Genomic DNA, 26,547 nt, shown 5'->3' with positions numbered 1-26,547 from the left:
CTAATTAATGCACGCGCATCTTTCTGCCGGAGCCCTTCGCATGACCGACGCCCCTTACGTGCCGCCCAAAGTCTGGACCTGGAACAAGGAGAATGGCGGTCAGTTCGCCAGCATCAACCGGCCGATCGCAGGCCCCACCCACGACAAGGAACTGCCGGTCGGCAAGCATCCCTTCCAGCTCTATTCGCTGGCGACGCCGAACGGGGTGAAGGTTACCGTGATGCTGGAGGAACTCCTGGCGCTCGGTTACAAGGGCGCCGAATACGACGCCTGGCTGATCAAGATCGGCAATGGCGACCAGTTCGGCAGCGGCTTTGTCGACATCAATCCGAACTCCAAGATTCCGGCGCTGATGGACCGCTCCGGCCCCGAGCCGATCCGGATCTTCGAATCCGCCTCGATCCTGTTCTACCTCGCCGAAAAGTTCGGCGCCTTCCTGCCGAAGGAGATCAAGGCCCGCACCGAGGCGATGTCCTGGCTGTTCTGGCAGATGGGCAGCGCGCCTTATCTCGGCGGCGGTTTCGGCCATTTCTACGCCTACGCGCCGTTCAAGATCGAATACGCCATCGATCGCTTCGCGATGGAGGTCAAGCGCCAGCTCGACGTGCTCGACCGGCGCCTTGCCGACAACGAATATCTCGCAGGCAAGGAGTACACCATCGCCGATATGGCCGTGTGGCCCTGGTACGGCGCGCTCGCCAAGGGGCTGGTCTACGGCGCCGGCGAGTTCCTGTCGGTGCAGGACTACAAGAACGTGCAGCGCTGGACCGACCAGATCGCGCAACGCCCCGCCGTAAAGCGTGGCCGCATGGTCAATCGCGTCTCCGGCGATCCCGCCAGCCAGCTGCACGAGCGCCACGATGCGTCGGACTTCGAGACCAAGACGCAGGACAAGGTTGAGGCGGCGACGTAAGTCTTGTAGGGCGGATTAGCCCGCGGCTGCGCGAAGCGCAGTCCGCTGGCGTAATCCGCCATCCTCGTCCCGCAAACGTTCGGCGGATTACGCTTCGCTAATCCGCCCTACGCTTTCTGCACGCCCTCCGCCGCCGGAAACACCACGCGGTCATCCGTGCGACAGTAACGATCTGCGAACATGCGGCCGATCGGGTGATAGCGGTCCATGTGCACCCGCATCGCCTTGTCGTCCCACAACTCGTCGCGAATGTGGAAGTGGATGCCTTCGCCCATGATCAGCCGACGATCGTCGTTGACGTCGATCATCTTCCACAGCTTGCACTCCATCGCCCAGGGCGTGTCGGCGAGCCGCGGCACGGCGATCCTGGTCGAGGGCGCGAGCTTCAGCCCGAGATAATCGGGCTCGCCGATGTCAGGCGGAAAGTCGCCGCTGCTCTCATGCATGGCCCTCGCCAGCGGCTCGTCCGCGAGATTGACCACGAACTCGCCGGTCCGCTGGATGTTGAGGAAAGTGTCCTTGTCCTGACCGTTGGGCTTGCGGTTCGCCGCGAACATGCAGAGTGGCGGATCTTCGCAAAAAGCATTGAAGAAGCTGAACGGCGCGGCATTGACCACGCCGCTGGGCCCCACTGACGTCACCCATGCGATCGGTCGCGGCAGGATGAAGGACGTCAGCACCTTGTAGCGCTCGCGTGGCGTCAGGTCGCTGGCGGCGTAGTCCATGGTGGCTCCAGGGGAAGGGGAGGCTTGCTTTCTTCACCTCGCCCCGCTTGCGGGGAGAGGTCGAATTCGATCGAAGATCGAATTCGGGTGAGGGGGTACAGTTCTCACGGCGCTCTCACGTGTGGAGAGAGGCCCCTCACCCCAACCCTCTCCCCGTAAGAACGGGGAGAGGGAGAGGACCTTTACGCCATGCTCAGCTCGTGGCGTCCCACCACCATCCAGTGCACCTCGTCCGGACCATCGGCAAAGCGCAAATGGCGGACGTCCTGGTACATCTCCGCAAGCGGGGTCCAGTGCGAGATGCCGGTGGCGCCGTGCATCTGGATCGACTGGTCGATGATCTTGCAGGCGCGCTCAGGCACCATGGCCTTCACCATGGAGACCCAGACGCGAGCCTCCTTGTTGCCGAGCACGTCCATGGCCTTCGCGGCCTTCAGCACCATCAGCCTCATCGCTTCGATCTCGCAACGGGCCTGCGCGATGATCTGCATGTTGCCGCCGAGATGGGCGATCTTCTTGCCGAAGGCTTCGCGGGTGAGGCCACGCTGCACCATCAGGTCGAGCGCCTTCTCGGCCTTGCCGATGGTGCGCATGCAGTGATGGATGCGGCCGGGTCCGAGGCGGAGCTGCGAGATCTCGAAGCCGCGGCCTTCACCGAGCAGCATGTTCTCCTTCGGCACGCGGACATTGTTGAAGCGCATGTGCATGTGACCGCGCGGTGCGTGGTCCTGGCCGAACACGTACATCGGCCCCAGCACCTCGACGCCGGGCGTGTCGCGCGGCACCAGGATCTGCGACTGCTGCTTGCTCGGCGCGGCATCCGGATTGGTCTTCACCATCACGATGAGGATCTTGCAGCGGGGATCGCCGACGCCGGAGATGTAATACTTCTCGCCGTTGATCACCCACTCGTCGCCGACGAGCTTGGCCGTGGTCGAAATGTTCTTGGCATCGGAGGAGGCGACGTTCGGCTCGGTCATGACATAGGCCGAACGGATCTCGCCGTTCATCAGCGGCTTCAGCCACTTCTCCTTCTGCTCCTTGGTGCCGACGCGTTCCAGCACCTCCATGTTGCCGGTGTCGGGCGCCGAGCAGTTCATGGTCTCCGAGGCCAGCGGGCTCTTGCCGAGCTCGGAGGCGATATAGGCATAGTCGAGGTTCTTCAGGCCCTGGCCGGTCTCGTCATCGGGCAGGAAGAAGTTCCAGAGACCTTCCTTCTTGGCCTTGTTCTTTGCGACCTCGAGCACCTCGAGCTGCTTCGGGGTGAAGCTCCAGCGATCCTGCTTGCCTTCGCCGGCCTTGGCGAATTCGATCGACATCGGTTCGACGGTGTCGCGAATGAATTTCCTGACGTGATCGTACAGCGGACGGACCTGGTCCGACATGCGTAGGTCGTTCAGCTCGTCGCCGGGATTGAGCGTGTAGTTGGTGGTGCGGGGAATGTAGGTGTGCTTCGTCATTGTTCCTCCCGGGGTCACTGAGATCGCGTTGGGCCGGAGAATAGTCGCAGCGCGCGCAAAGTGCGAGCGCGCATTTTCTCACGCAAGCCATGCCATGCGATGGAATTTCGCAAGGGCGTTTGAAATGTTGTTTGAATGGGGAGAGCGCGGTCTCTCGCGGACGTCGTCCCGGACAAGCGAAGCGCAGATCAGGGACCCATAACCACAGGGAGGAGTTTGGCGAAGATGCGTGGTTGTCAGCTCGCGTTACGACTGCTCCCCGGGGGTATGGGTCCCCGCTTTCGCGGGGACGACACCGACTATGCGGCTAGCTCAGTTCGGCATCCGGTGCATTGCACAGATCTTGTTGCCGTCGAGGTCGCGCAAATAGGCGAGATAGAGCTTGTTTCCCGCGCCCTCGCGGATGCCGGGCGGATTTTCGATCGGCGTTCCGCCGGCGGCGACGCCGGCGGCGTGCCACTTGTCGACCTGCTCAGGCGAGTTGGCGGCAAAGCCGATGGTGCCGCCGTTCGCACAGGTCGCCGGCTCGCCATTGATCGGCTTCGACACCGAGAACACCCCCGTCTTGGTGAAATAGAAAATGCGATGGCCGTCGACCTTGGCCGGGCGCACCTCGAGCGTGCTGAGCAGGCTGTCGTAGAAGCTCTTGGCCTTGTCGAGGTCGTTGGTGCCGATCATGATGTGTGAGAACATTTGCCTTCCCCTCAGAGTTTGTCGCCCGGATGGAGCGCAGCGAAATCCGGGTCTTGTTTACTTCTTGGCAGTCCCGGATCGCGCTGCGCTCCATCCGGGCTATGAAAAATCAAAATGCCGTATAGCCGCCGTCGATCACGAACGTATCGGCGGTGTGATACGACGACGCCTTGCTCATCAGATACACGGCGATGCCGCCGAAATCGGATGCCTCGCCGAAGCGGCGCATCGGAATGCGCGGCATCACGTTGGCAACGAACTTTTCGTTGGCCATGATTCCGGCGGTCATGTCGCTCTTGATCCAGCCGGGCAGGATCGCGTTCGCGGTGACGCCGTGGCGGGCGAGCTCGACACCGAGCGCGCGCACCAGCGCGTTGATCGCGGCCTTCGTCGCCGCATAATGCTCGTTGCGCGCAGTGCCGAAGATCGAGGCGAGGCTCGAGGTCGCGACCAGCCGGCCGAAGGGATCGCCGGCATTGGCGCGCTCGGTCATGTGTTTTGCGGCGGCCTGGAAGGCGTGGAACACACCATCGAGATTGGTCGCAAACATCGTGCGCCATTCCTCCTCGGTGCGCTCGATGAAGGACCTTCGGCCGCCGCCGCCGATGCCGGCATTGGCGAAGCAGCCGTCGACCCGGCCGAAGGTGTCGAGCGTCGCTTTCATCGCGGCGTTGACCGAAGCCGGATCGGTGACGTCGCAGACGTGGCTGTCGACCTTGCCGGAGAGACCCGCCATGCTCGCGGCAGCGGCCTTGTTCTTGTCAGCATTGCGGCCCCAGATCGAGACGTTGCAGCCCTGGCCCGCAAGGGCCTGCGCGATGCCGAGCCCGATACCGCCATTGCCGCCGGTGATCACGGCGACGCGGCCGGTGAGGTCGAAGAGGTTCATGGCGCGTTTCCTGTTTTTGGCGAGGCTTCTTGGTATGACGCGCGTCAGCCGGTGCGCGCAAGATCATGCGATATGACGGTGGGGTATGCTTTCGTCACCATGGACAAGACCGCGCCAAAAATCAAATATGCGCCGCGGCAAAACTAATTCCGGTCTGCGAAACTGACGCAGGCGGCAACTGACGAGGAAACGATGCAGTTCAAACACGTCACGCTCGAATTCGATGGTTCGGTCGCGATCCTCAGGCTCGACCATCAGGAGGTGATGAACGCGGTCTCCATGGACATGCTGGGCGGGCTCTCCGATGCGCTCGACGCGATCGAGGAGAAAAAGGACGAGGTGCGCTGCGTCGTACTGACCGGCGCGGGCCGCGCGTTCTGCACCGGTGCCAACCTCCAGGGCCGTAACAATCAGTCGAAGAAGACCAAGGCCGGCCTGACGCTCGAGACCGGCTTTCATCCCTTCCTGCGCCGTATCCGCAACCTGCACTGTCCGATCGTGACTGCGGTCAACGGCCCCGCCGCCGGCGCCGGCATGAGCTTCGCGCTGCTCGGCGACATGATTTTGTGCGCGCGTTCCTCCTACTTCCTTCAGGCGTTCCGGCGCATCGGTCTGGTGCCGGATTGCGGTTCGACCTGGCTGCTGCCGCGCCTGATCGGCAAGGCGCGTTCGGTCGAATTGTCGCTGATGGGCGAGCGACTGCCGGCCGAGAAGGCGCTGGAATGGGGCCTCGTCAACCGTGTCTATGACGACGGCGTGCTGATGGAGGAGGCGATGAAGCTGGCGCGCGACCTCGCGAGCGGGCCCACGGTCGCACTGTCGTTGATCCGCAAGCTCTATTGGGACAGCCCGGAAAATTCCTTCGAGGACCAGCTCAATCTCGAATTCCAGTGCCAGCTGCGCGCCGGCGATACGCAGGATTTCCGCGAGGGCGTCGGCGCGTTCCTGGAGAAGCGGCCCGCGCAGTTCAAAGGCAAATGATCGAGGCGGAGCTTTCCCGCAGCGTCCAGCGCTGGTGTCCCGGTGCGACCGGTGTCACGGGCGCTGCAAAGCTGTCCGGTGGCGCCAGTCAGGAAACCTGGCGCTTCGACATCACGCACCCCGACGGGCCGATCGGCGCGATCCTGCGCCGTTCGCCGAAAGGCTATGGTGCGGCGCCGACGCGCGCGGCGGGGCTCGCGGCCGAAGCGCAGCTGATGCAGCTCGCGTTCGAGGCCGGCGTGCCGTCACCGCGCGTGATGCATGTGCTGACGCCGGACGAAGATCTCGGTACCGGCTTCATCATGCAGCGGGTCGAGGGCGAGACCATCGCTCGCAAAATTCTTCGCGACGACGAATTCGCCGCGGCGCGACCACTGCTTGCGCGGCAGATCGGCGGCGTGCTTGCGGGCCTGCACAGGCTGCCGCAGGACAAATTGCCCGAGCTGCGCAGTCGTAATGCGACCCAGGAGATCTCCGAGTTCGATCGCGACTATCGCAGCCTGAACTGGCCAAAGCCGGTGTTCGAGCTGGCGCTGCGCTGGCTGCGCGATCACGATCCGGGCCCGTCCACCGAAATCACGCTGGTGCATGGCGATTTCCGCAACGGCAACCTCATCATCGGTGCCGATGGCGTGCGCGCCGTACTCGACTGGGAGCTCGCCCATCTCGGTGATCCCATGGAGGATCTCGGCTGGGTCTGCGTCAACTCCTGGCGCTTTGGCGAGATCGACAAGCCGGTCGGCGGTTTTGGCTCACGCGAGGAGCTGTTTGCGGGTTACGAGGCGGCGGGTCGCAAGGTCGATCCGTCGCGCGTCAAGTTCTGGGAAGTGATGGGGACGCTGCGCTGGGGCATCATGTGCGGCGGCATGATGCAGCGGTTTCGCGAGGGACCGGACCATTCGATGGAGCGCGCCATGATCGGCCGCCGTGCCTCGGAGACCGAGATTGATCTGCTGCGGCTGCTCGCGCCGCGGGGAGGTTAGACATGCAGGACGAACCGACACCGATCGAGCTGACCAAGGCGGTCGCCGATTTCCTCCGCAACGACATCACACCGCTGATTTCCGGCCACCAGGCTTTCAAGCTGCGCGTGGCGATCAATATCCTCGATCTCGTGACGAGGCAGTTGACCCGGGAGGAGGGGAGCGACGCGAAGGAAGTGGAGCGGCTGCGCGCGCTGCTCGGCGTCGATGGCTCCGTGACCGAGCTCAACCGTGCGCTGGCCGAGCGGATCGCCAAGGGCGAGGTGGATCTGGCCACGCCGGGGTTGGCGGAGCATCTTTGGCAGACCACCATGGATAAGCTGGCCGTCGATCAGCCGAGTTACGCCTCGTACAAGCGGGAGTTGGGGCGCAATCCGTAGGATGGGTAGAGCGCAGCGAAACCCATCATCTAACACCCCGCCCCGGCATCGATGGGTTTCGCTGCGCTCTACCCATCCTACATCCGCTCTCTCCCCGTCATTGCGAGGAGCGGAGCGACGAAGCAATCCAGACTGCTTTCGCGGAGGTACTCTGGATTGCTTTGCTATGCTCGCAATGACGGCGGTGAGACCGCGCTACTTCCCCACCCATTTCGGCGGCCGCTTCTCGGAAAACGCCTTCGGGCCCTCGATGTAATCCTGCGACGCCACCATCGCCTTCACGGCCGGATACTCGCGCTGCTCCTCGATCGCCTGCTCGAGCGACACGGCAAGGCCCTTCCGGATGGTCTGCTTGGACGCCCGGATCGACATCGGCGAGTTCTTGGTGATCATCTCCGCCCAGCGCAGCGCGCCCGACAGAGCCTCGCCTTGTGGCACCACCTCATTGACGAAGCCGAGATCAAGGCCCTCCTTGGCGCTGACGTGACGCGCGGTGAGGATCATGCCCATGGCGCGCTTCAGACCGATCTGCCGCGGCAGACGGTGCAGGCCGCCGGCAAGGGCGGCGAGGCCGACGCGCGGCTCGGGCAGGGCGAAGGTCGCGTTCTCGGAGGCGATGATGAGGTCGCAGGCGAGCGCGATCTCGAAGCCGCCGCCCATGGCGACGCCGTTGACCGCGGCGATGATCGGTTTGTCGCAGTCGAAGCGCGAGGTCAGGCCGGCGAAGCCGCCCTTGTCCCAGCCGCGCTTGCCACCGGCGGCCTGCCACTTCAGATCGTTGCCGGCGCAGAACGCCTTGTCGCCGGCGCCGGTGACGACCGCGACCCATTGCTCTGGGTCCGCGGCGAAATCGTCAAACACCTTGTTGAGCTCGAAATGCGCGTCGATGTGCAGCGCGTTGTAGACCTCGGGCCGCGACAGCGTGACGATCGTGATCGGTCCCTTGCGTTCCACTTTCGAAAATTTCAGCTCCATCGCGCGCTCCCGCATTTTCTCCTAGGGAATATTGGCGTCATACTACCGCGCGTCGGCGCCGGAGCACCATCGAATTGCGCTGGTGCGCCTTGCGCCGCTCACACGCCTCGCCTTGCTTGACTTGGAGACGCTCTTCTCACCTTAATCGTGCGAAGCAAAAACGCGTCTAGCGCCTTAACGCAAAACGATAAAATCAATCCGGGAGAGAACCGTGGATTTCTCATTGCCTGCCGATCTCGTCGCCTATCTCGGAGAGCTCGATCGTTTCATCGAACGCGAGATCAAGCCGCTCGAACAAGCCGACGACAACATCCGTTTCTTCGACCATCGTCGCGAATGGGCGCGCACCGATTTCGAGAATGGCGGGCTGCCGCGCCACGAATGGGAAGCGCTGCTGCGCAAGGCCAAGGATCTCGCCGATGCCGCCGGCCATTTGCGCTTTCCGGTGTCGAAGCAATATGGCGGCAAGGACGGCTCCAACCTCTGGATGGCGGTGATCCGCGAGCATTTTGCCGCGAAGGGCCTCGGCCTGCACAACGACCTCCAGAACGAGCACTCGATCGTCGGCAATTTTCCCGTCGTCACCATGCTCGACCGCTACGGCCGCGACGACCAGAAGGCAATGATCGACGGTTCGATCAGGGGCAAGTACCGCATCACCTTCGGCTTGACCGAGCCGCATCACGGCTCGGACGCGACCCACATGGAGACGCGCGCGGTGCCGGCTGTCAGAGACAACGTCAAGGGCTGGATCATCAACGGCGAGAAGATGTGGACGACCGGCATGCACGTCGCCACGCATTGCGCGCTGTTCGCGCGCACGTCTGGCAACGACGGCGATGCCCGCGGCATCACCTGCTTCCTCGTTCCTGCGAAGAGCCATGGCGTCAAGATCGAGGAATACATGTGGACCTTCAACATGCCGACCGATCATCCTCGCGTCAGCTTCACGGATGTGTTCGTGCCTGAGGATGCGCAGTTCGGCGAGGTCGGCCGCGGCCTGTCGCTGGCGCAATGCTTTGTGCATCAGAACCGCATCCGCCAGGCGGCGAGCTCGCTCGGCGCTGCCGTCTACTGCATCAACGAGAGCGTGAAATACGCGCGTGAGCGAAAGCCGTTCGGCAAGGCGCTCGCCGAGAACCAGGCGATCCAGTTCCCGCTGGTCGAACTCGCAACGCAAGCCGAGATGCTGCGCTTGCTGATCCGCAAGACCGCCTGGGAGATGGATCAGCTCAACGAGGAGCAGATCGAGCGCACGCTCTCCGACCGCGTCTCGATGTGCAATTACTGGGCAAACCGCCTCTGCTGCGAATCCGCCGATCGCGCCATGCAGGTCCACGGCGGCATGGGCTACTCACGCCACAAGCCGTTCGAGCACATCTACCGCCACCACCGCCGCTATCGCATCACCGAGGGCAGCGAGGAGATCCAGATGCGCAAGGTGGCGGGGTTCTTGTTCGGGTATATGGGGCCGGGGAAGCATTAGCCCCATGTCGTCCTGGCGAAAGCCAGGACCCATTACCCCAAGGAGAAGTTTTGGGCAGGCACGCAACTGCCAGCCTTCGCCAATCTCAATTCGGTGGTAATGGGTCCTGGATCTGCGCTTCGCTTGTCCAGGACGACAAGGCGATCAATTCACCCGTCGATCCTTCCCAGCCCAGTACGGCTCGCGCAGCTGCCGCCGCAAAATCTTGCCTGACGGATTCCTCGGTAGCGCCGGCAGGAACTCCACGCTCTTCGGCGTCTTGAATCCGGCGATGCGTTCGCGGGTGAAGTTGATGATGTCGGTGGCGGTCGCCTCCTTGCCGGGCTTCATCACCACCACGGCTTTCACGGCCTCGCCCCATTTGTCGTCGGGCACGCCGATCACGGCGGCCTCGGCGACGTCTGGATGATCGCACAGCGCGCTCTCGACCTCAGCCGGGTAGATGTTCTCGCCGCCGGAGATGATCATGTCCTTGATGCGGTCGTGGATGTAGAGATAACCGTCCTCGTCCATGTAGCCGGCATCACCCGTGCGCAGCCAGCCGTCGCCGCGCAGCGTCGCCGCGGTCGCTTCCGGCAGATTCCAGTAGCCCGCCATGTTGGAGCCCGAGCGCGTCGCGATCTCGCCGACCTGACGCGGCGGCAGCGGCTTGCCGTCGGCATCGAGGATCGCGATCTCGACGCCCGGCAGCGCTTTGCCGGCGGAGCGCATCCGCTCGAGCCCCTCGACGTGGTCCTCCGGCGGCAGTGCGACGATGGTGCCTGTGGTTTCCGTCATGCCGTACATCTGCACGAAGCCGCATTTGAAGACCTCGATGCATTCCTTCAGCAGCGCAGCCGGGATCGGGGAGGCGCCGTACAGCATGTATTTCAATCGTGAAAAGTCGACCGTCTTCGCGCGCGGCTGCCGCACCACGAACTGCATCGCCGCAGGCACCATGAACAGCTTTGTGATGCCGGACTGCTCGAAGAAATCCAGCACCTTGGTCGGATCGAATTCGCGCGCGATGACGCCGCGGGCGCCGTGATAGAGCCCCATCACGCCCCAGCCGGAGCCGCCGATGTGGAAGATCGGCATGGCGACCAGCGACACGTCGGAGGTCGACCACCTGTTCCATTCAGGCTTGTCCTCGGCATTGCCGGTTTGCACGAGGTTGAGGAAATTCGCGTGGCTCAGCATCGCGCCCTTCGGCTTGCCAGTGGTGCCTGACGTGTAGAGCTGGATCGCGATGTCTTTCGTATCGATCGGTACCTTGGGATCGTCACCGCTCTGCGCATCACGCCACGCGGTAAAATCCTGCCATTCCGGCGCGCCGCCTTCCGTGGTGATGACCGTGCGCACGCCCGGCAGCTGGTCCTTGATCTGGGACACCAGCGTGATGAACTCCGGCCCCACGAACAGCACCGGCGCCTTGCAATCTGCGACGATGAAGGCGACCTCGGGGCCCGCGAGCCGCCAATTCACCGGCGCCATCACCGCACCGGCCTTCATCGCGCCCATCAGCAGTTCGAAATAGAGATCGCTGTTCTTGCCGAGATAGGCGATGCGGTCGCCCTTCTTGACGCCCATTGCGATCAGCGCATTCGCGACCTTGTTGGTCTTGACATTGAACTCGGCAAAGCTGGTGACGCGGCCCTCGAACTCGTAGGCGGTGGCGTTGCCGCGGCTCGTCGCGCGCTCGCGCACCATGTCGGCGAGATTCGCCAATGGCTGTGTGGTGGACATGTCTCTCCCGTAGGTGCTTTGTTTTTATGCCGCGGAGTGTGGCGTCATCCGCGGGTGAAGACAAGACGGGAGAGGGAGTACGCAGCTCCCTCACCGTCGTCCCGGCGAAGGCCGGGACCCATAACCACTAAACGCAATTTGGCGAAGACAGGTCATGACCAATCTTCGCCAGATTCAATTCGGTGGCTATGGGTCCCGGCCTTCGCCGGGACGACGGCGGAGTGTGGAGCGCCCTCGCGCTTGTTATTACGGAGAGACGATCACCCCCGCTTTGCCCGGTCCTTCTCGTTCTGCGCCATGATGCTTTCGCGCGCGGTCTTCCAGTCGTCGTCGCTCCAGTCGCGGAGCTGGTAGAAATTGCCGCCCATCGCGAGCGCCTGTGCGCCGTCCATGGCGATGGTCTCGCCCGTGATCCAGTCGCAGCCGCCGGAGATCAGGAACACCGCGAGGTTCTGCAGCTCCTCCATGGTGCCGACGCGGCCCATCGGGTTCATTGCCTTGGTGCGTGCGCCGGCTTCGTCGCCCGGCTTGATGCGCTTGCTCATGCCTTCGGTCGGGATCTCGCCCGGTGCGATGGTGTTGAGGCGGATGCCGTGCCGGCCCCATTCGGTCGCGAGCGACATCGTCATGGCGTGGATCGCCGACTTGCTCATCGCCGACGGCACCACGTAAGGCGAGCCGTTGCGCACCCAGGTCACGGTGATCGAGACGACGTTGCCCGGCTGCTTGAGGGCGATCCAGCGCTTGCCGACCGCATGGGTCACGTAGAACGTGCCGTGCATGACGATGTTGGCGACGGCATCGAAGCCGCGCGGCGAGAGCTCTTCGCTGCGCGAGATGAAATTGCCGGCGGCGTTGTTGATGAGATCGGTCAGCGGCGCATCGCGAAAGATGGTCTCGATCATCTCGTCAACCGCGAGCGCATTGCGGATGTCGACGCCGTGGCTGGTGACGCGGCCGCCATACTCACCCATCAACTCGGTGGCGGTCTCGTCGCAGACGATCTTGCGCCGGCCGCAGATGTGCACTTCGGCGCCGAGCTGAAGAAAGCGCGCTGCCATCGATTTGCCGAGGCCCGTGCCGCCGCCGGTCACGAGAATGCGCCGTCCAGCCAGAAGATTTTCCTTGAACATGGCTGTTTCTCCCGTACGGATTGTCAGTTAATTGGTCGATTGACTAAATCCGGCCGTCAGCTTTCTGTAAAGCGGCACCGAACAAGAACAGGGGAGAATTCATCCATGGAAGAGCGCGTCTCGATCTCGATCTCGGAGGGCGTCGCCGACGTGCGCCTGGTGCGCGCAGACAAGATGAATGCGCTCGATCAGGCCATGTTCGAGGCTCTTGTTGCGGCAACCGAGCGGCTTTCGAAGGAGAAAGGCGTGCGCGTCGTCGTGCTATCCGGTGAAGGACGCGCCTTCTGCGCCGGTCTCGACATGGGGCGTTTTGCCGCCATGAAGGAGGGCGGTGGCAACGGAATTCCGGGCGGCGAAAATCGCGACCTCACCAAGCGCACGCATGGTCAGGCGAACTTCCCGCAACAAGCGGTTTGGGGATGGCGCCAGCTCCCGGTTCCCGTGATCGCGGCCGTGCATGGCGTTGCGTTCGGCGGCGGCTTCCAGCTTTCGCTCGGCGCCGACATGCGCTTTCTCTCGCCCGATGCGCGGATGTCGGTGATGGAGATCAAATGGGGTCTGGTGCCCGATATGGCCGGCACGCCGATCCTCGCCTCGCTCGTGCGCGACGATATCCTGCGCGATCTCACTTACACCGGCCGCATCTTCTCCGCGCAGGAGGCGATGACGTATGGCCTTGCCACACGCATTTGCGATGACCCGCGCGCTGCAGCGCTCGAGGTCGCGCGCGAGATCGCCGGCAAGAGCCCCGATGCGATCCGCGCGGCGAAGCGGCTGCTCAATAATCTCTCGGTCGATCCCGGCCCTGCGCTGCTGGCTGAGTCCGTCGAGCAGCAGAAGCTTATCGGCAGCGCGAACCAGACCGAAGCCGTGCGCTCCAATCTGGAGAAGCGTGCAGCGAAGTATGCGGACTAGCACGGTCCTCATCCCGAGGAGCCGCGAAGCGGCGTCTCGAGGGATGGGCCACGGGCTCTCATGGTGAGACGGCGCTTTGCGCCTCCTCACCATGAGGGTCAACTCCAACCAAAAAGAAAAATAGAAATGAGCGAAACGTCCAACTTCCTCGGCATCGTCTCCGGCGATCGCCGCCGCGCCCATGCCGAAGTTGCAAGCCGAGCCGACCGCATCGCGGCCGGCCTCGCTGGGATCGGCGTCAAGCAGGGCGATTGCGTCTGCATGCTGATGCGCAACGATATCGCTTTCCTGGAGGCGGCCTACGCCGCGATGCGGCTTGGCGCCTACGGCGTGCCGATCAACTGGCACTTCAAGCCGGAGGAGATCAACTACATCCTTGGCGATACCGGCTCGTCCGTGCTGATCGGACATGCCGACATGCTCCACGCTTTGCGCGATGCGATTCCCGCAGATGTCACCGTGCTTAGCGTGCCGACGCCGCCGGAGATACTGAAGAACTACAAGATCGATCCCGACCATTTGTCGACGCCGGACTTCGCGATCGATTTCGAGTCCTGGCTCGCGCAATACCAGCCCTATGATGGCGCGGTCGTGCCCCAGCCGATGAACATGATCTACACGTCGGGTACCACGGGCCATCCCAAGGGCGTACGGCGCAAAGCGCCGACGGCAGATCAGCAGGCCGCCGGTGAGCGCATGCGCGCGATGATCTATGGCCTGAGGCCCGGCGCTCGCGCCATCCTGCCGGGACCGCTCTATCATTCCGCGCCGAACTCGTTCGGCATCCGTGCGGGCAAGCTCGGCGGCGCGTTGGTGCTGATGCCGCGCTTCGAGCCGGAGGAGTTTCTGCAGCTGATCGAGCGCTTTGAGATCGACACCATCTTCATGGTGCCGACCATGTTCATCCGCCTGATGAAGCTGCCTGAGGCGGTGCGCAAGAAATACGACGTCTCGTCCTTGCGCCACATCATCCACGCGGCTGCGCCATGCCCGGCCGACGTCAAGCGCGCCATGATCGAATGGTGGGGGCCGGTGATCTACGAATTCTACGGCTCGACCGAATCCAGCGCTGTCACGTTCGCGACCTCCGAGGATGCACTGAAGAAACCCGGCACGGTCGGCAAGATATCGCCCGGCGCCGAGCTGCGCTTCATCGGCGATGACGGCCGCGTGCTCGGCGTCGGCGAGATCGGCGAGATCTATTCGCGCATGCGCGAGATGGCGGATTTCACCTACCACAACAAGCCGGAAAAGCGCGCCGAGATCGACCGCGACGGTTTCATCACTTCGGGCGATGTCGGCTATATCGACGAGGACGGCTACGTCTTCATCTGCGACCGCAAGCGCGACATGGTGATCTCCGGCGGCGTCAACATCTATCCGGCCGAGATCGAATCAGTGCTGCATGCCGTGCCCGGCGTGCATGATTGCGCCGTGTTCGGCATCCCCGACGCCGAGTTCGGCGAGGCACTGATGGCCGTGGTGGAGCCGCAGCCCGGCATCACGCTCGATGCGGCCGATGTGCGTGCAAGGCTGAAGACATCGCTCGCCGATTACAAGGTGCCGAAGCATATCGAGATCCGCAGCGGTCTGCCGCGCGAAGATTCTGGAAAAATCTTCAAGCGCCGCCTGCGCGATCCCTATTGGGAGCAGGCGGGGCGGAAGATTTAAGTGCCGTAGGGTGGGCAAAGCGAAGCGTGCCCACGTAAATTCGCTTACGGAGACAAATCGTGGGCACGGCGCAAGTGCGCCTTTGCCCACCCTACGAGACAACGGATGAGGAAACATTTGTCATGACCGACGCCGCGAAAGAAGTCCTCTACGAGGTCGCCGACCACATCGCCACGATCACGCTGAACGCGCCGGAGCGCATGAACACGATCTCCGGGCCGATGCTGAACGACCTCGCGCGGCTGCTGACCGAGGCCAATGAGGACAAGAACGTTCGCGTTGTGATCCTCACCGGCAAGGGCAGGGCATTCTGCGCCGGTCTCGATCTGCGCAGGGAGCGCGACGGCAACGGCCTCAGCGCCGCGTCCTCGCCGACCACGATCAACCTGCGCAACACGCCGCCGACCGTGCTCCAGTCCATGGACAAGCCGACCATCTGCGCCGTCAACGGCGGCGCGGCCGGCTATGGCATGGATACGGCGCTCGGCTGCGACATCCGCATCATGGCGGAGTCCTCAAAGCTCGCCGCCGCCTTCGTCAAGCGCGGCGTGGTACCGGAATCCGGCGGCACCTGGCTGCTGCCGCGCATGCTCGGATGGGCCAAGGCCTCCGAGCTGATCTTTACCGGCCGCACGCTCAGCGCGCGCGAATGCCTGGACTGGGGCCTCGCCAACGAGGTCGTGCCGGACGCCGATCTGATGAACCGCGCCTCCGCCATCGCCCGCGAAATCGCCGCCAACGCGCCGCTGGCGGTCCAGGCCTCCAAGCGCATGATGCGGATGGGCCTCAACGAGAACTTCCACGACCATGTCCATCACGTCTATCTCCAGCTGCTGCCGCTGTTCAAAACCCAGGACATGGCCGAGGGCATGAAGGCCTTCATGGAGAAACGCGAACCGAAGTTCGAAGGACGGTAGGCGAGGCGGGATTGTACACGCTGGAGTAGCATTCGCTGATCGGCTCGGCTAGGTTGGCGCTGCCACGCCAACCGCCTGCGATCGCCGATGCCTTCATACCGCGCCAGCTTCTTCGAAGTCCCCCACGCCGCCGTCTACGCGCTGATGACCGTGACGGTCCTGGCATCAGGGTTTTGCTTGATCCAGGCCGGCGGTCCGGCGGCGCCCGCCGAGTTGCTGTATCGCTACGGCGGCATGTATGCGGGCGCGATCGCGCGGCATGAGTACTGGCGCCTGCTCGCCTATGGCTTCCTGCACGTCAATTTCGTCCACCTCACCATGAACATGTTGTGCCTCGTGCTGTGGGGCGGGCATCTCGAGCGGCGGGTGGGGCCGGCCTATTTCCTCGTCATCTATCTCTGCGCGATGGTGTTCGGCGCCGTCATTGGCAACGGCATCCATTCCACGCCCTATTTGACGGTCGGCGCGTCCGGCGCCACGTCGGGCATTTTGGGCGCGCTGCTCTGCCTGTGGATCCTCGGCAAGCTCGACGTCAGGTTCGACTTCTTCGCCATCAACATCGGATTGAACATCGCGTTTGCACTCGGCAATTCGCGGATCGACTGGGGCGTCCATCTCGGTGGCTTTGCGGCCGGGTTGATCGCCTGCGCATTGCTGGACCTGATCGAAAAGGTGAATCCTTACGCGCTTCGCTGCAAGTTTCCCGAAGCCGTGAAGGTCAATCTCACCCTGTTGGCCTGTGTCGCGGCCGTGTGGGCCTGGAGCGATCAGGCCCGGGCCATCGCCGCCGGAATTTCCGGATGGGGCCTTGCCGTCGTCGTCTTGGTCGGATGCTGTGCCATCGTGAAGCTGGTTGATCTCGCCCTCTCCATGAAGAAGGGTCTTGCGATCGTCGTGATCGCCCTTGCCGGGGCGAACGCCGTCACCATCCTGCTTTGCGGTTTGGCTTTGGCATCGTCTTGCAGTCCGCGCTGGCCAACCGGGTCGGTTCCGCTTGATAATCTCCTTGTCATGGTCTGTCCCAATCCTGTTCTCATCGCGGGGCTGGCTGCGATCGGCGCCGCCGCGGTGACGCTGTGGCTCTGCGCGAAGGACATTTCGCGCGGAATCGAGGATGTTGGATTTGTCGCCACATCGCTGCGTGCCGAACGCAACCGGCGTCATGGACTATGACCGCCGAGGTCGTGCTATAAGAGGGCTCACTGACCGCCGGATGATCCCAAGGTTCTTGAATTCATGTCCCCAGTTTCCATTCTGCTCAATCTGATCTGGATTCTCATCGGCGGCGCCTGGATGGCATTCGGCTGGCTGGTGGCCTCGGTCATCATGGCCATCACCATCATCGGCCTGCCCTGGGCGCGGGCGGCCTTCAACATCGCCATTTACACGCTGCTGCCGTTCGGCTCGCGCGCGGTCAATCGCGACGAGGTCACCGGCATGAGCGATATCGGCACCGGCGCCCTCGGGGTGATCGGCAACATTATCTGGCTCGTGCTGGCCGGCTGGTGGCTGGCGCTCGGCCACCTCCTGACGGCCGTGCTCTTTGCGATCACCATCATCGGCCTTCCCTTCGCCTGGGCCCATCTGAAGCTCGCCGGCATCGCACTCTGGCCGATCGGCAAGGTGATCGTGCCGGCCTAGCTCCGCCCTCTATGTGCGCCGCCCCCAACTTCATCTTGCGCTGCGGCAAAAAACTTGCACACTCGGCCGGCCGGGGAGCCATTGGGAGCTCTACAAGGGGAGCGAGCCATGTCCCTCCAATCAGTACCATCCGACGCCGCCGATATTCGCCCGAACCGCCCTGAGGACGTCCAGGCGCTGGAGGCGGATGCGCGGCTGCGCGACGATATCCGCCTGCTCGGACGCATCCTGGGCGACACCGTGCGCGACCAGGAGGGCGCGGATGTGTTCGACCTGGTCGAGCGCATCCGGCAGACCTCGATCCGGTTCCACCGCGACGAGGACCGGCTCGCCCGCCGCGAGCTCGAGCAGATCCTCGACAGCATGTCGACCTCGGAGACGGTGCGGATCGTTCGCGCCTTCAGCTATTTCTCCCACCTCGCCAACATCGCCGAGGACCAGAACAACATCCGCCAGATGCGCGCCGGCAAGAACGGCGGCTCCGGCGTGCTGGCGGAGACGCTCGCCAAGGCCAAGGGCGCGGGGATCGGCACCGACACGCTGCGCAGCTTCTTCAAGAGCGCGCAGGTCAGCCCGGTGCTGACCGCGCATCCGACCGAAGTCCGCCGCAAGAGCACCATGGATCGCGAGATGGAGGTCGCCGCGCTGCTCGACCGCCGCGAGCGGGTTGCCTTGACCGAAGACGAGGCCGCCGCCAGCGACGAGCAGTTGCGCCGCGAGGTGCTGACGCTGTGGCAGACCAATCTGCTCCGCCGCACCAAGCTCACCGTGCTCGACGAGGTCGCCAACGGCCTGTCGTTCTACGACTACACGTTCCTTCGTGAAGTGCCGCGGCTGGTCAACACGCTGGAGGACCGGCTGGAGGAGGGTGGCGAGCAGGCCGCCAGCGAGCTCGCCTCGTTCCTGCGTATGGGCAGCTGGATCGGCGGTGACCGCGACGGCAATCCATTCGTGACCGCCGACGTGATGCGCGGCACGCTGCGGCTGCAATCGAGCCGGGTGATGCAGTTCTATCTGAACGAGCTGCACGTGCTCGGCTCCGAGCTGTCGATCGCAGCGCATCTCGCCGACGTCTCCGGGGAGCTGCGCACGCTGGCGGAGCGTTCGCCCGACACCTCGCCGCACCGGAGCGGTGAGCCCTATCGCCTCGCGGTCTCCGGCATCTATGCGCGCCTGACGGCCACGGCCGAAAAGCTCGAGGTCGAGATCACCCGACGTCCCGTCGGCAAGGGCGCTCCTTACGACAGCGTCAAGGAGCTGCAGGCCGATCTCGACGTGCTGCACCGCTCGCTGATCTCCAACAACGCCCGCGTTATTGCCCGTGGCCGGCTGCGGCTGCTCCGGCGCGCGGTAGACTGCTTCGGCTTCCATCTGGCGCGGCTCGATATCCGCCAGAACTCGGCGGTGCATGAGCGTACCATCGCGGAGCTCATGGATGCCGCGAACCCCGGCATGTCCTATCTCGCGCTCGGCGAGGACGCGCGCATCTCGCTCCTCACCAATGAGTTGCGCTCGACGCGCGCGCTGGTTTCGCCGTTCGTCAAGTACAGCGACGAGACCATGGGCGAGCTCAACGTCTTCCATGCCGCGGCGGAAGCGCATGCGAAGTTCGGCTCGGATGCCATTCCTCAATGCATCATCTCGATGTGCAAGGGCATGTCCGACATGCTCGAGGTCGCGGTGCTGTTGAAGGAGGTCGGCCTGGTCCATCCCTCCGGGCGCAGCGCCATCAACATCGTGCCGCTGTTCGAGACCATCGAGGATCTGCAGGCATCATCAGGCATCATGGATCGCATGCTGTCGCTGCACGATTACCGCCGGCTCGTCGACAGCCGCGGCAGCGTCCAGGAGGTCATGCTCGGCTATTCCGACTCGAACAAGGATGGCGGCTTCGTCACCTCGGGCTGGGAGCTCTATAAGGCCGAGATCGGCCTCGTCGACGTATTCGAGCGCCATGGCGTGCGCCTGCGCCTGTTCCACGGTCGCGGCGGCTCCGTCGGCCGTGGCGGCGGACCGAGCTACGACGCCATCGTCGCGCAGCCGGGCGGGGCCGTGAACGGCCAGATCCGCATCACCGAGCAGGGCGAGATCATCTCATCGAAATATTCCAACGCGGAGGTCGGGCGCAACAATCTCGAGATCCTGGCGGCGGCAACGCTGGATGCCAGCCTGTTGCAGCCGAGCCAGAGCGCGCCCCGCCGCGAATATCTCACTGCGATGGATGAGCTTTCGAATCTCGCCTTCAAGGCCTATCGCGGCCTCGTCTACGAGACCGACGGCTTCGTCGAATATTTCTGGTCCTCGACCGTGATCAACGAGATCGCGACCTTGAACATCGGCAGCCGTCCGGCCTCGCGCAAGAAGACCCGCGCGATCGAGGATCTTCGCGCGATTCCCTGGGTGTTCTCCTGGGCGCAGTGCCGCCTGATGCTGCCGGGCTGGTACGGCTTTGGCAGCGCGGTCGAGCAATGGATCGCCGAGCATCCGGATAAGGGCATGCCGTTCCTGAAAGAGCTCTACAAGGAATGGCCGTTCTTCCGCATGCTGCTGTCGAACATGGACATGGTGCTGGCGAAAAGCTCGATCGCGATTGCCTCGCGCTATGCCGAGCTGGTGCCGGACGAAGCCCTGCGCGAAAAGATTTTTGGCCGCATCCGCCGCGAATGGCATTCCTGCATCGAGACCCTGCTCGACATCATGGGCCAGGACCGGCTGCTGCAAGGCAATCCGCTGCTGGAGCGCTCCGTGCGTCATCGCTTCCCCTATCTCGATCCGCTCAACCACGTTCAGGTCGAGCTCCTGAGGGAGCATCGCGCGCAGAACCCGGACGAGCAGGTGCTGCGCGGGATTCAGCTGACGATCAACGGCATCTCGGCGGGCTTGAGGAATACCGGCTAGATGCGAATGGCGAATAGCGAATGGATTCCACTCGCTATTCGCCACTCACTATTCGCTTCTCAACAGAAATGCGCCCCCTGCGTCTCCACATAGACCGAATACAGCGACTGGCTCGCGGTCATGAACAGGCGGTTGCGTTTCTTGCCGCCGAAACAGAGATTGGCGCAGGTCTCCGGCAACATGATCTGGCCGATGCGCGCGCCGTCGGTCGACGCGAACACCTGCACGCCGTCATAACCCGGACCGACCCAACCGGCGCCGACCCAGATGTTGCCTTCGGTATCGACGCGCAGTCCGTCAGGGAAGCCGGACTTGCCGTCGAGCTTCATGTCGATCAGCCGCTTCGGGTTCGATAGTTTCTGACCGTCGAGGTCGTAGGACCACACCACGTTTTCCGCCTGCGGATAATGCGTGATCCCGGTGTCGCAGACATAGACCTTCTTGTAGTCGTGGGAGAAGGCGATGCCGTTCGGCTTGAACGGCTCGTCCGCGACCTTGGTCAACTGGCCGGACTGCGCGTCGAGGCGATAGACCGCTTCCTTCTGATAGGGTTGCAGCGAGCCGGTATTGGCGAGCTTGCCTTCGTAGATGCTGATCGCGCCGTAGCCGGGATCGGTGAACCAGATCGACTTGTCGTTGGGGTGCACGACCATGTCGTTCGGGCCGTTGAGCGGCTTGCCGTTGGCCTGCTCGGCCAGCGAGGTGACCGAGCCGTCGTGCTCGTAGCGGACGAGGCGTGTGCGCTCGGCGGTGACCTGGCGTCCCTCGGTGTCGAATGAATTGCCGTTGCCTTCGTTCGAGGGCTTGTGGAACTGCTCGGAGATATGGCCGTCGTCGTCGAGGTAGCGAAGCTGCCGGTTGGCGGGAATGTCGCTCCAGACGAGGTATTGTCCCTGCGCATTCCACGCAGGTCCTTCCGCCCACAGGCAGCCGGTATAGAGCCGCTTGATCGAGGTGTTGCCCACCTTGGCCTTGAAGCGCTTCGGATCGATGGCGACGATGTCGGGGTCAGGATAGCGCTGCGGCTCGGCATTGGCGCCGTAGTCGCGGGCGTCGGCCTTGGAGGCGAGCACAGTGGACGCGGCGAGCACCGCCGCGCCTCTTAAAATCTCGCGGCGGCCGAGGCCGCCGGGTTCCGTTGCAGAGGTGTCGTTGGGGTTGGTCAGTATTCTTGTCATGGTTTCCTCCCAAAGTTGTGTTGGGAGGTCACCATTCGCCCGCATTCAGGCATAATGCAGGGCGATCTCTGGACAAGACAACCAGAGATCGCGGCGCAGGAATGCCAAAAATATGGCTAGACAGGATCCCACGGGAAGATGTCGGCGGAGCGGTCGAGCTTGTAGAACGAGCCCTTTAGCGCCGGCATGCCATGTTCCGCAATCGACTGCGGCGTCCAGCCTTCGCTGCGATGCACGGAGCGCAGCGGACGGTTTTGGCTGAACAGGAACAGCTCGTTCATGCGCGCACCAAAAATCTGACCGCTGACGTCCTTGGCAGCGTCGGAGAGCAGATACGCGCAGATCGGGGCGATCTTCTCCGGGCCCATCTGCTTGATCTTCTCGACACGCGCCTTCTCGGCTTCGGTCTCGGTCGGGATGGTGCCGATCATGCGGGTCCAGGCGAACGGCGAGACGCAATTCGAGCGGACGTTGAAGCGGCCCATGTCGAGAGCGATCGACTTGGACAGGCCGATGATGCCGAGCTTGGCGGCGGCGTAGTTGGCCTGGCCGAAATTGCCGATCAGGCCCGAGGTCGAGGTGAAGTGCACGAAGGAGCCGGACTCCTGCTCGCGGAAGATGCGCGCGGCCGCGTGGCTGACATAGAACGAGCCCATCAGATGGACCTTGATGACGGCCTCGAACGCTTCCACGCTCATCTTGTGGAAGATCATGTCGCGCAAGATGCCGGCATTGTTGACGACGCCGTCGAGCCGGCCGAAATGATCGGTCGCGGTCTTCACGATCTTGCTCGCCGGGACGGCTTCCGCCACCGACTCGAAGTTGGGGACGGCGATGCCGCCGCGCTTCTTGATCTCCTCGACTACCTCCTCGGCGGGCGTCGCGCTCGAACCGGCGCCGTCGGCGGCTCCGCCGGGATCGTTGACGACGACCTTGGCGCCCTCGGCCGCGCAGAGCAGCGCGATCTCGCGCCCGATGCCCCGGCCCGCGCCGGTGACGATGATGACTTTGTCCTGCAGTGATTTGCTCATGTGGGTTCTCCTGTTCTTTCTTACCTCGCCCCGCTTGCGGGGAGAGGTCGGATCGCATCACTAGATGCGATCCGGGTGAGGGGGACTCTCCGCGAGTCCAACTGCGGGGAGGCAGCCCCTCACCCCAACCCTCTCCCCGTAAGAACGGGGAGAGGGAGAGGCGAGCAGCGCGTTACCTCTCGTTCGTAAACACGATCGTGCCGCTGGCGGCGAACATGCCGCCGACGCCGTGGCACACTGAAATCTTCGCATTCGGCACCTGGGCCGGCGCGATGCCGCGCATCTGGCGCACGCTCTCCTGGAGCGCGTACATGCCGTACATGCCCGAATGCATGTAGCTCAAGCCGCCGCCATTGGTGTTGAGCGGAAGCTTGCCGCCGGGGCGCGTGTTGCCGTCGGCGATGAATTTGCCCGTTTCCTCATGCGGCATGAAGCCGAGATCGCCGAGGCCGAACAGCGGCAGATGCGCGAAGGCGTCGTAGATCATGAGATGATCGACGTCCTTGTGGGCGATGCCGGCCTCCTTGAACGCCAGCGGTCCCGCCGTCTTGAATGCCCGCGAGGAGTTGAACGTTTCCATCTGGCTGACCATCGGTGTCTCGACGCTCTCGCCGGTGCCCATGATGTAAACCGGCTTGCGCGGAAAGTCCTTGGCGCGGTCGGCCGAGGTCAGGATCAATGCGCCGCCGCCGTCGGTGACAAGGCAGCACTGCAAGAGCCGGAACGGATAGGCGATCATGCGCGAGTTGAGCACGTCGGCGACCGTGATCGGGTCTTTCATCATCGCCCGCGGATTCTTCGCCGCCCATTCGCGCTGTACCACCGCGACCGAGGCGAGCTGCTCATGCGTGATGCCGTAGGTCTTCATGAAACGCAGCACGGGGATCGGGAACATGCTCGGCGGGCCGTAGACGCCGTAGGGCGCTTCGAACTGGCCGTTGAGGCTGTCCGCCGGCGTCGAGCGCGGCTGCTTGCCGATCATCGACTTGCCGCTCTCGGCATGCGTGATGAGCACGGTCTTGCACAGCCCGGCCTCGATCGCCGCCGCGGCGTGGCGGACATGCAGCATGAACGAGCAGCCACCGACGGAGGTGCCGTCGACCCAGGTCGGCTTGATGCCGAGATAGTGACAGACCTGCTGCGGTGTCTCGACCGCGGTGGCAAAGCCGTCGATATCCGAGAGTTTCAACCCGGCATCCGCAATGGCATTGAGCGCCGCGTCCGCGTGAAGCTGGAGCTGCGACATGTTGGGGACGACCCCGAGCTCGGTGGTCTCGGCCGCGCCGACGACGGCAACCTGGTTCTTGCGCATGGTTTACCCCTTCGCCGGACGGAACACGGGGAGGGTGATCTTGTCGTCGAGCACCTCGAACGCGACCTCGAGCTTCATGTCGAGTTCGAGCGCCTCCGGTGTCTGCGGGCAGTCGATGATGTTGCTCATCATCCGCGGTCCCTCGGCAAGTTCGACCACCGCAATCGCATAAGGCGGCGTGAAACCGGGCGCGGCGGGGCGGTGGTTGATCACGTAGCTGTAGAGAAAGCCCTTGCCGCTCGCCTTGAACACGGAGACCTTGCGCGAGGCGCAGGACGGGCAGAATGGGCGCGGCGGGAAGTAGACATGCGCGCAGGCATCGCAACGTTGCAGGCGCAGTTCGCCGGCTTTCGCGCCGTCCCAGAAATGCTGGGTCTCCGGCGTCGGTTTCGGTCGCGCGCGCTGCGGTTCGGCCATCTCGGAACGCCCTCCCAAAGGCAAGTCTTGAATAGGCAGGCTTGACGCCCGCCTGTTTCGATCTTGATGCGACAATCGGCTATCGTGCGTCAACGGTCCAGCAGGCAGCATGCATGCCATCATGCGCACAATGCTTGTGTCGAACTGAGCCGGCGCTATAGATTGCGCGCGCAATATTCCGTGAGACAGACATGCCCGATTTTCCGACACTGGCGAAGCTCGCCGACGACCTCGAAAGCGGCCGCACCACCTCCCGAAAACTGGTCGAGGCGTGCATCGCCAGGATCGCCGATCCCTCAGGCGAGGGGCAGCGCACCTTCATCCATGTCGACAAGGACGCCGCGCTTGCGACGGCGGATGCGATGGACGGCTTGCGCAAGGCCAAGGCGGAGCCGTCGCGCTATGCCGGTATCCCCATCTCGATCAAGGATCTGTTCGACATCAAGGGCCAGGTGACGCGCGCCGGCTCCCGTGCGCTCGACGACTCCCCGCCGGCCGAGCATGATGCGGCGACGGTGGCGCGGCTGCGCAAGGCCGGCTTCGTGGTGATCGGGCGGACCAACATGACCGAGTTCGCCTATTCCGGCATCGGCATCAATCCGCACTACGGGACACCCAAGGGCGCCTGGAACCGTGCCGAGGGCCACGTGCCCGGCGGCTCGTCCTCGGGCGCCGCGGTCTCGGTGCTCGACGGCATGGCGCATGGCGCGCTCGGCACCGACACCGGCGGCTCCTGCCGCATTCCGGCGGCCTATAACGGCATCGTCGGTTACAAGCCGACGCAGCGCCGAGTGCCGCTGGATGGCTCGGTGCCGCTGTCGTTCTCGCTCGACAGCATCGGTCCCTTGGCGCGATCGGTCAGCTGCTGTGCCATTCTCGACGCCGTGCTCGCGAACGAGGCGATCGTTCCGCTGAAGCCGCGGTCCGTGAAGGGCATGCGGCTCGCAGTGCCGACCACGATCGCGTTGGACGATCTCGACGCAGCCGTATCCGAGACGTTCGAGCGCGCGCTGAAATCGCTGGCCGATCACGGCGCCATCATCGAGCGGATCGAGATGGCCGAGTTCCACGACATCGGCCCGATGAATGCCAAGGGCGGCTTTGCCGCGTCCGAAAGCTACGCCTGGCATCGCTATCTCATCACGTCCAAGGGCGACGTCTACGATCCCCGTGTGTCCGTCCGCATCATGCGCGGCGAGGCGCAGAGCGCGGCCGACTACATCGACCTCCTCAACGAGCGCCGCTCGCTGATCGCCCGCGTCAATGCGCGGATCGCGCCCTATGACGCCCTGGTGCTGCCGACCACCGCCAACACGCCGCCGAAGATCGCGGATCTCGCCGACGACAAGGCGTTCACCGCGCAAAACCTGCGCGCGTTGCGCAATTGCACCCTGATCAACATGATCGACGGCTGCGCCATCTCGCTGCCGGCGCATCGCGAAGGCGATGTCCCCGTCGGCCTGATGCTTGCAGGGGCGGGCGGATCCGATCGTCGTATCTTTGAACTTGCTGCCGGCATGGAGGCCGTCATTCGTGTTTGACCTGACTTTCACCGTCGATGCCCAGGACGCCACCACGCCGCTGACGCTGGCGATCGACCAGATGGTCATCGCCGGCTGGACCGGCCGTGATCCCGTCGCGCGCGACAAGCACATCAAAGAGCTGCAAGAGATGGGCATCGCCCCGCCGGCCTCGACGCCGATCTACTATCGCGGCGCGGCGCGGCGGCTGACCCAGGAAGACAGCATCGAATGCTGCGGTGGCGATTCGAGCGGCGAGGTCGAGTTCGTGCTGATCGGCTGGCAGGGCCGCATCTTCGTCGGCTGCGGCTCCGACCACACCGACCGCAAGGTCGAGGCCTATAGCGTCACCGTGTCCAAGCAGATGTGCGACAAGCCAATCGCCTCCACGCTGTGGGAGCTCGAGGACGTCATCGGCCATTGGGACAGGATGATCCTGCGCTCCTGGGCCACCGTCAAGGGCGAGCGCGTGCTCTACCAGGAGGGCACGCTGGACGCGATGCTGCCGGTCGCCGAGCTGATCGCGCGCGGCTTCGAAGGCGCAAAATTCCCCGACGGCTGCGCCATGTTCGGCGGTACCTTCGCCGCCAAGGGCGGCATCCGCCCCGCCGACCGCTTCGACTTCGAGCTCGAGGACCCCGTGCTGAAGCGGACGATCAAGCATGGATATGATGTGGTAACGCTGCCGGTGCGGGGCTAGCTCC

The 26,547-nt window shown here is 63.9% G+C and carries 24 protein-coding genes; 13 read left to right on the top strand and 11 right to left on the bottom strand.

Annotated features, from left to right (window positions below):
* Window positions 1-40 precede the first annotated feature (40 nt).
* A complete protein-coding gene (gene yghU / locus QA645_RS30385) occupies window positions 41-913 on the top strand; it encodes a glutathione-dependent disulfide-bond oxidoreductase (protein ID WP_283045020.1) in 873 nt (290 codons plus the stop codon).
* A gap of 107 nt (window positions 914-1,020) precedes the next feature.
* Here yghU and QA645_RS30380 read toward each other — a convergent pair whose 3' ends face one another.
* The 4 genes from QA645_RS30380 to QA645_RS30365 all read right to left on the bottom strand — a co-directional run bounded on the left by QA645_RS30380 (window position 1,021) and on the right by QA645_RS30365 (window position 4,680).
* A complete protein-coding gene (locus QA645_RS30380; RefSeq protein WP_283045019.1) occupies window positions 1,021-1,638 on the bottom strand; it encodes a flavin reductase family protein in 618 nt (205 codons plus the stop codon).
* A 182-nt stretch (window positions 1,639-1,820) separates the two neighbouring features.
* On the bottom strand, window positions 1,821-3,098 hold the full coding sequence (locus tag QA645_RS30375; protein ID WP_212482965.1) for an acyl-CoA dehydrogenase family protein: 1,278 nt from the start codon (window positions 3,096-3,098) through the stop codon (window positions 1,821-1,823).
* A 312-nt stretch (window positions 3,099-3,410) separates the two neighbouring features.
* Window positions 3,411-3,791 carry a VOC family protein gene (locus tag QA645_RS30370; RefSeq protein WP_254130034.1) on the bottom strand — a complete coding sequence of 127 codons (381 nt, stop codon included), beginning with the start codon at window positions 3,789-3,791 and terminating at the stop codon, window positions 3,411-3,413.
* A gap of 109 nt (window positions 3,792-3,900) precedes the next feature.
* Complete coding sequence (locus QA645_RS30365) at window positions 3,901-4,680, bottom strand: SDR family oxidoreductase (protein WP_283045018.1); 780 nt, start codon at window positions 4,678-4,680, stop codon at window positions 3,901-3,903.
* 192 nt (window positions 4,681-4,872) lie between these two features.
* Here QA645_RS30365 and QA645_RS30360 point away from each other — a divergent pair, with 192 nt between their 5' ends.
* The 3 genes from QA645_RS30360 to QA645_RS30350 are packed head-to-tail and all read left to right on the top strand — an operon-like array spanning window position 4,873 to window position 7,024.
* Window positions 4,873-5,661 (top strand): enoyl-CoA hydratase/isomerase, encoded by a 789-nt coding sequence (locus QA645_RS30360; protein ID WP_254130037.1) that lies wholly within the window; start codon window positions 4,873-4,875, stop codon window positions 5,659-5,661.
* Window positions 5,658-6,644, top strand: coding sequence for a phosphotransferase family protein (locus QA645_RS30355; protein ID WP_283045017.1), 987 nt, complete (start codon window positions 5,658-5,660; stop codon window positions 6,642-6,644). The genes QA645_RS30360 and QA645_RS30355 overlap by 4 nt, the downstream gene beginning before the upstream one ends.
* 2 nt (window positions 6,645-6,646) lie before the next feature.
* A complete protein-coding gene (locus QA645_RS30350) occupies window positions 6,647-7,024 on the top strand; it encodes a DUF6285 domain-containing protein (RefSeq protein WP_283045016.1) in 378 nt (125 codons plus the stop codon).
* A 195-nt stretch (window positions 7,025-7,219) separates the two neighbouring features.
* Here the strand turns inward: QA645_RS30350 and QA645_RS30345 are convergent, their stop codons facing one another.
* Complete coding sequence (locus QA645_RS30345) at window positions 7,220-7,999, bottom strand: enoyl-CoA hydratase-related protein (protein ID WP_283045015.1); 780 nt, start codon at window positions 7,997-7,999, stop codon at window positions 7,220-7,222.
* Window positions 8,000-8,210: 211 nt separating this feature from the next.
* Here QA645_RS30345 and QA645_RS30340 point away from each other — a divergent pair, with 211 nt between their 5' ends.
* Window positions 8,211-9,485, top strand: coding sequence for an acyl-CoA dehydrogenase family protein (locus tag QA645_RS30340; protein ID WP_283045014.1), 1,275 nt, complete (start codon window positions 8,211-8,213; stop codon window positions 9,483-9,485).
* Between the two features lie 144 nt (window positions 9,486-9,629).
* On the opposite strand, the gene QA645_RS30335 is transcribed toward QA645_RS30340, so the two are convergent.
* Together QA645_RS30335 and QA645_RS30330 are read right to left on the bottom strand one after the other, a co-directional pair.
* Window positions 9,630-11,210 carry a fatty acid--CoA ligase gene (locus QA645_RS30335; protein WP_283045013.1) on the bottom strand — a complete coding sequence of 527 codons (1,581 nt, stop codon included), beginning with the start codon at window positions 11,208-11,210 and terminating at the stop codon, window positions 9,630-9,632.
* 260 nt (window positions 11,211-11,470) lie between these two features.
* Window positions 11,471-12,343 (bottom strand): SDR family oxidoreductase, encoded by an 873-nt coding sequence (locus QA645_RS30330; RefSeq protein ID WP_254130043.1) that lies wholly within the window; start codon window positions 12,341-12,343, stop codon window positions 11,471-11,473.
* A gap of 105 nt (window positions 12,344-12,448) precedes the next feature.
* On the opposite strand from QA645_RS30330, the gene QA645_RS30325 reads away from it, so the two are divergent.
* From QA645_RS30325 to ppc, 6 genes are all read left to right on the top strand, one after another.
* On the top strand, window positions 12,449-13,258 hold the full coding sequence (locus tag QA645_RS30325; protein ID WP_283045012.1) for a crotonase/enoyl-CoA hydratase family protein: 810 nt from the start codon (window positions 12,449-12,451) through the stop codon (window positions 13,256-13,258).
* Between the two features lie 126 nt (window positions 13,259-13,384).
* A complete protein-coding gene (locus QA645_RS30320) occupies window positions 13,385-14,929 on the top strand; it encodes an acyl-CoA synthetase (RefSeq protein WP_283045011.1) in 1,545 nt (514 codons plus the stop codon).
* Window positions 14,930-15,051: 122 nt separating this feature from the next.
* A complete protein-coding gene (locus tag QA645_RS30315) occupies window positions 15,052-15,846 on the top strand; it encodes an enoyl-CoA hydratase-related protein (protein WP_283045010.1) in 795 nt (264 codons plus the stop codon).
* A gap of 87 nt (window positions 15,847-15,933) precedes the next feature.
* Window positions 15,934-17,019: a rhomboid family intramembrane serine protease gene (locus QA645_RS30310; protein ID WP_283045009.1), complete on the top strand. Its 1,086-nt coding sequence runs from the start codon at window positions 15,934-15,936 to the stop codon at window positions 17,017-17,019.
* Between the two features lie 63 nt (window positions 17,020-17,082).
* Window positions 17,083-17,487 carry a YccF domain-containing protein gene (locus QA645_RS30305; RefSeq protein ID WP_254130048.1) on the top strand — a complete coding sequence of 135 codons (405 nt, stop codon included), beginning with the start codon at window positions 17,083-17,085 and terminating at the stop codon, window positions 17,485-17,487.
* Window positions 17,488-17,595: 108 nt separating this feature from the next.
* Window positions 17,596-20,385 carry a phosphoenolpyruvate carboxylase gene (gene ppc / locus QA645_RS30300; protein ID WP_283045008.1) on the top strand — a complete coding sequence of 930 codons (2,790 nt, stop codon included), beginning with the start codon at window positions 17,596-17,598 and terminating at the stop codon, window positions 20,383-20,385.
* A 59-nt stretch (window positions 20,386-20,444) separates the two neighbouring features.
* Here the strand turns inward: ppc and QA645_RS30295 are convergent, their stop codons facing one another.
* From QA645_RS30295 to QA645_RS30280, 4 genes are all read right to left on the bottom strand, one after another.
* Window positions 20,445-21,563, bottom strand: coding sequence for an SMP-30/gluconolactonase/LRE family protein (locus tag QA645_RS30295; protein ID WP_283045007.1), 1,119 nt, complete (start codon window positions 21,561-21,563; stop codon window positions 20,445-20,447).
* 116 nt (window positions 21,564-21,679) lie between these two features.
* Window positions 21,680-22,594, bottom strand: coding sequence for an SDR family oxidoreductase (locus QA645_RS30290; protein WP_063691128.1), 915 nt, complete (start codon window positions 22,592-22,594; stop codon window positions 21,680-21,682).
* Between the two features lie 172 nt (window positions 22,595-22,766).
* Complete coding sequence (locus QA645_RS30285) at window positions 22,767-23,906, bottom strand: thiolase (protein WP_283045006.1); 1,140 nt, start codon at window positions 23,904-23,906, stop codon at window positions 22,767-22,769.
* Window positions 23,907-23,909: 3 nt separating this feature from the next.
* On the bottom strand, window positions 23,910-24,323 hold the full coding sequence (locus tag QA645_RS30280; protein ID WP_254130052.1) for an OB-fold domain-containing protein: 414 nt from the start codon (window positions 24,321-24,323) through the stop codon (window positions 23,910-23,912).
* A gap of 191 nt (window positions 24,324-24,514) precedes the next feature.
* Here QA645_RS30280 and QA645_RS30275 point away from each other — a divergent pair, with 191 nt between their 5' ends.
* A complete protein-coding gene (locus QA645_RS30275) occupies window positions 24,515-25,864 on the top strand; it encodes an amidase (RefSeq protein WP_283045005.1) in 1,350 nt (449 codons plus the stop codon).
* Window positions 25,857-26,543 carry a DUF2848 domain-containing protein gene (locus QA645_RS30270; protein ID WP_283045004.1) on the top strand — a complete coding sequence of 229 codons (687 nt, stop codon included), beginning with the start codon at window positions 25,857-25,859 and terminating at the stop codon, window positions 26,541-26,543. The genes QA645_RS30275 and QA645_RS30270 overlap by 8 nt, the downstream gene beginning before the upstream one ends.
* Window positions 26,544-26,547 lie beyond the last annotated feature (4 nt).

Source organism: Bradyrhizobium sp. CIAT3101, from assembly GCF_029714945.1.
In the GTDB taxonomy this organism is placed as follows: Bacteria; Pseudomonadota; Alphaproteobacteria; order Rhizobiales; family Xanthobacteraceae; genus Bradyrhizobium.
Note: the sequence above shows the minus strand (reverse complement) of the source record. Positions and strands in the feature narration are given on the sequence as shown.

What these genes read in the sequence shown, in the direction of transcription:
- yghU (WP_283045020.1), top strand. Translation starts at nt 41, where the DNA reads ATGACCGACGCCCCTTACGTGCCGCCCAAAGTCTGGACCTGGAACAAG.
- QA645_RS30380 (WP_283045019.1), bottom strand. Translation starts at nt 1,638, where the DNA reads ATGGACTACGCCGCCAGCGACCTGACGCCACGCGAGCGCTACAAGGTG.
- QA645_RS30375 (WP_212482965.1), bottom strand. Translation starts at nt 3,098, where the DNA reads ATGACGAAGCACACCTACATTCCCCGCACCACCAACTACACGCTCAAT.
- QA645_RS30370 (WP_254130034.1), bottom strand. Translation starts at nt 3,791, where the DNA reads ATGTTCTCACACATCATGATCGGCACCAACGACCTCGACAAGGCCAAG.
- QA645_RS30365 (WP_283045018.1), bottom strand. Translation starts at nt 4,680, where the DNA reads ATGAACCTCTTCGACCTCACCGGCCGCGTCGCCGTGATCACCGGCGGC.
- QA645_RS30360 (WP_254130037.1), top strand. Translation starts at nt 4,873, where the DNA reads ATGCAGTTCAAACACGTCACGCTCGAATTCGATGGTTCGGTCGCGATC.
- QA645_RS30355 (WP_283045017.1), top strand. Translation starts at nt 5,658, where the DNA reads ATGATCGAGGCGGAGCTTTCCCGCAGCGTCCAGCGCTGGTGTCCCGGT.
- QA645_RS30350 (WP_283045016.1), top strand. Translation starts at nt 6,647, where the DNA reads ATGCAGGACGAACCGACACCGATCGAGCTGACCAAGGCGGTCGCCGAT.
- QA645_RS30345 (WP_283045015.1), bottom strand. Translation starts at nt 7,999, where the DNA reads ATGGAGCTGAAATTTTCGAAAGTGGAACGCAAGGGACCGATCACGATC.
- QA645_RS30335 (WP_283045013.1), bottom strand. Translation starts at nt 11,210, where the DNA reads ATGTCCACCACACAGCCATTGGCGAATCTCGCCGACATGGTGCGCGAG.
- QA645_RS30330 (WP_254130043.1), bottom strand. Translation starts at nt 12,343, where the DNA reads ATGTTCAAGGAAAATCTTCTGGCTGGACGGCGCATTCTCGTGACCGGC.
- QA645_RS30325 (WP_283045012.1), top strand. Translation starts at nt 12,449, where the DNA reads ATGGAAGAGCGCGTCTCGATCTCGATCTCGGAGGGCGTCGCCGACGTG.
- QA645_RS30320 (WP_283045011.1), top strand. Translation starts at nt 13,385, where the DNA reads ATGAGCGAAACGTCCAACTTCCTCGGCATCGTCTCCGGCGATCGCCGC.
- QA645_RS30315 (WP_283045010.1), top strand. Translation starts at nt 15,052, where the DNA reads ATGACCGACGCCGCGAAAGAAGTCCTCTACGAGGTCGCCGACCACATC.
- QA645_RS30310 (WP_283045009.1), top strand. Translation starts at nt 15,934, where the DNA reads ATGCCTTCATACCGCGCCAGCTTCTTCGAAGTCCCCCACGCCGCCGTC.
- QA645_RS30305 (WP_254130048.1), top strand. Translation starts at nt 17,083, where the DNA reads ATGTCCCCAGTTTCCATTCTGCTCAATCTGATCTGGATTCTCATCGGC.
- ppc (WP_283045008.1), top strand. Translation starts at nt 17,596, where the DNA reads ATGTCCCTCCAATCAGTACCATCCGACGCCGCCGATATTCGCCCGAAC.
- QA645_RS30295 (WP_283045007.1), bottom strand. Translation starts at nt 21,563, where the DNA reads ATGACAAGAATACTGACCAACCCCAACGACACCTCTGCAACGGAACCC.
- QA645_RS30290 (WP_063691128.1), bottom strand. Translation starts at nt 22,594, where the DNA reads ATGAGCAAATCACTGCAGGACAAAGTCATCATCGTCACCGGCGCGGGC.
- QA645_RS30285 (WP_283045006.1), bottom strand. Translation starts at nt 23,906, where the DNA reads ATGCGCAAGAACCAGGTTGCCGTCGTCGGCGCGGCCGAGACCACCGAG.
- QA645_RS30280 (WP_254130052.1), bottom strand. Translation starts at nt 24,323, where the DNA reads ATGGCCGAACCGCAGCGCGCGCGACCGAAACCGACGCCGGAGACCCAG.
- QA645_RS30275 (WP_283045005.1), top strand. Translation starts at nt 24,515, where the DNA reads ATGCCCGATTTTCCGACACTGGCGAAGCTCGCCGACGACCTCGAAAGC.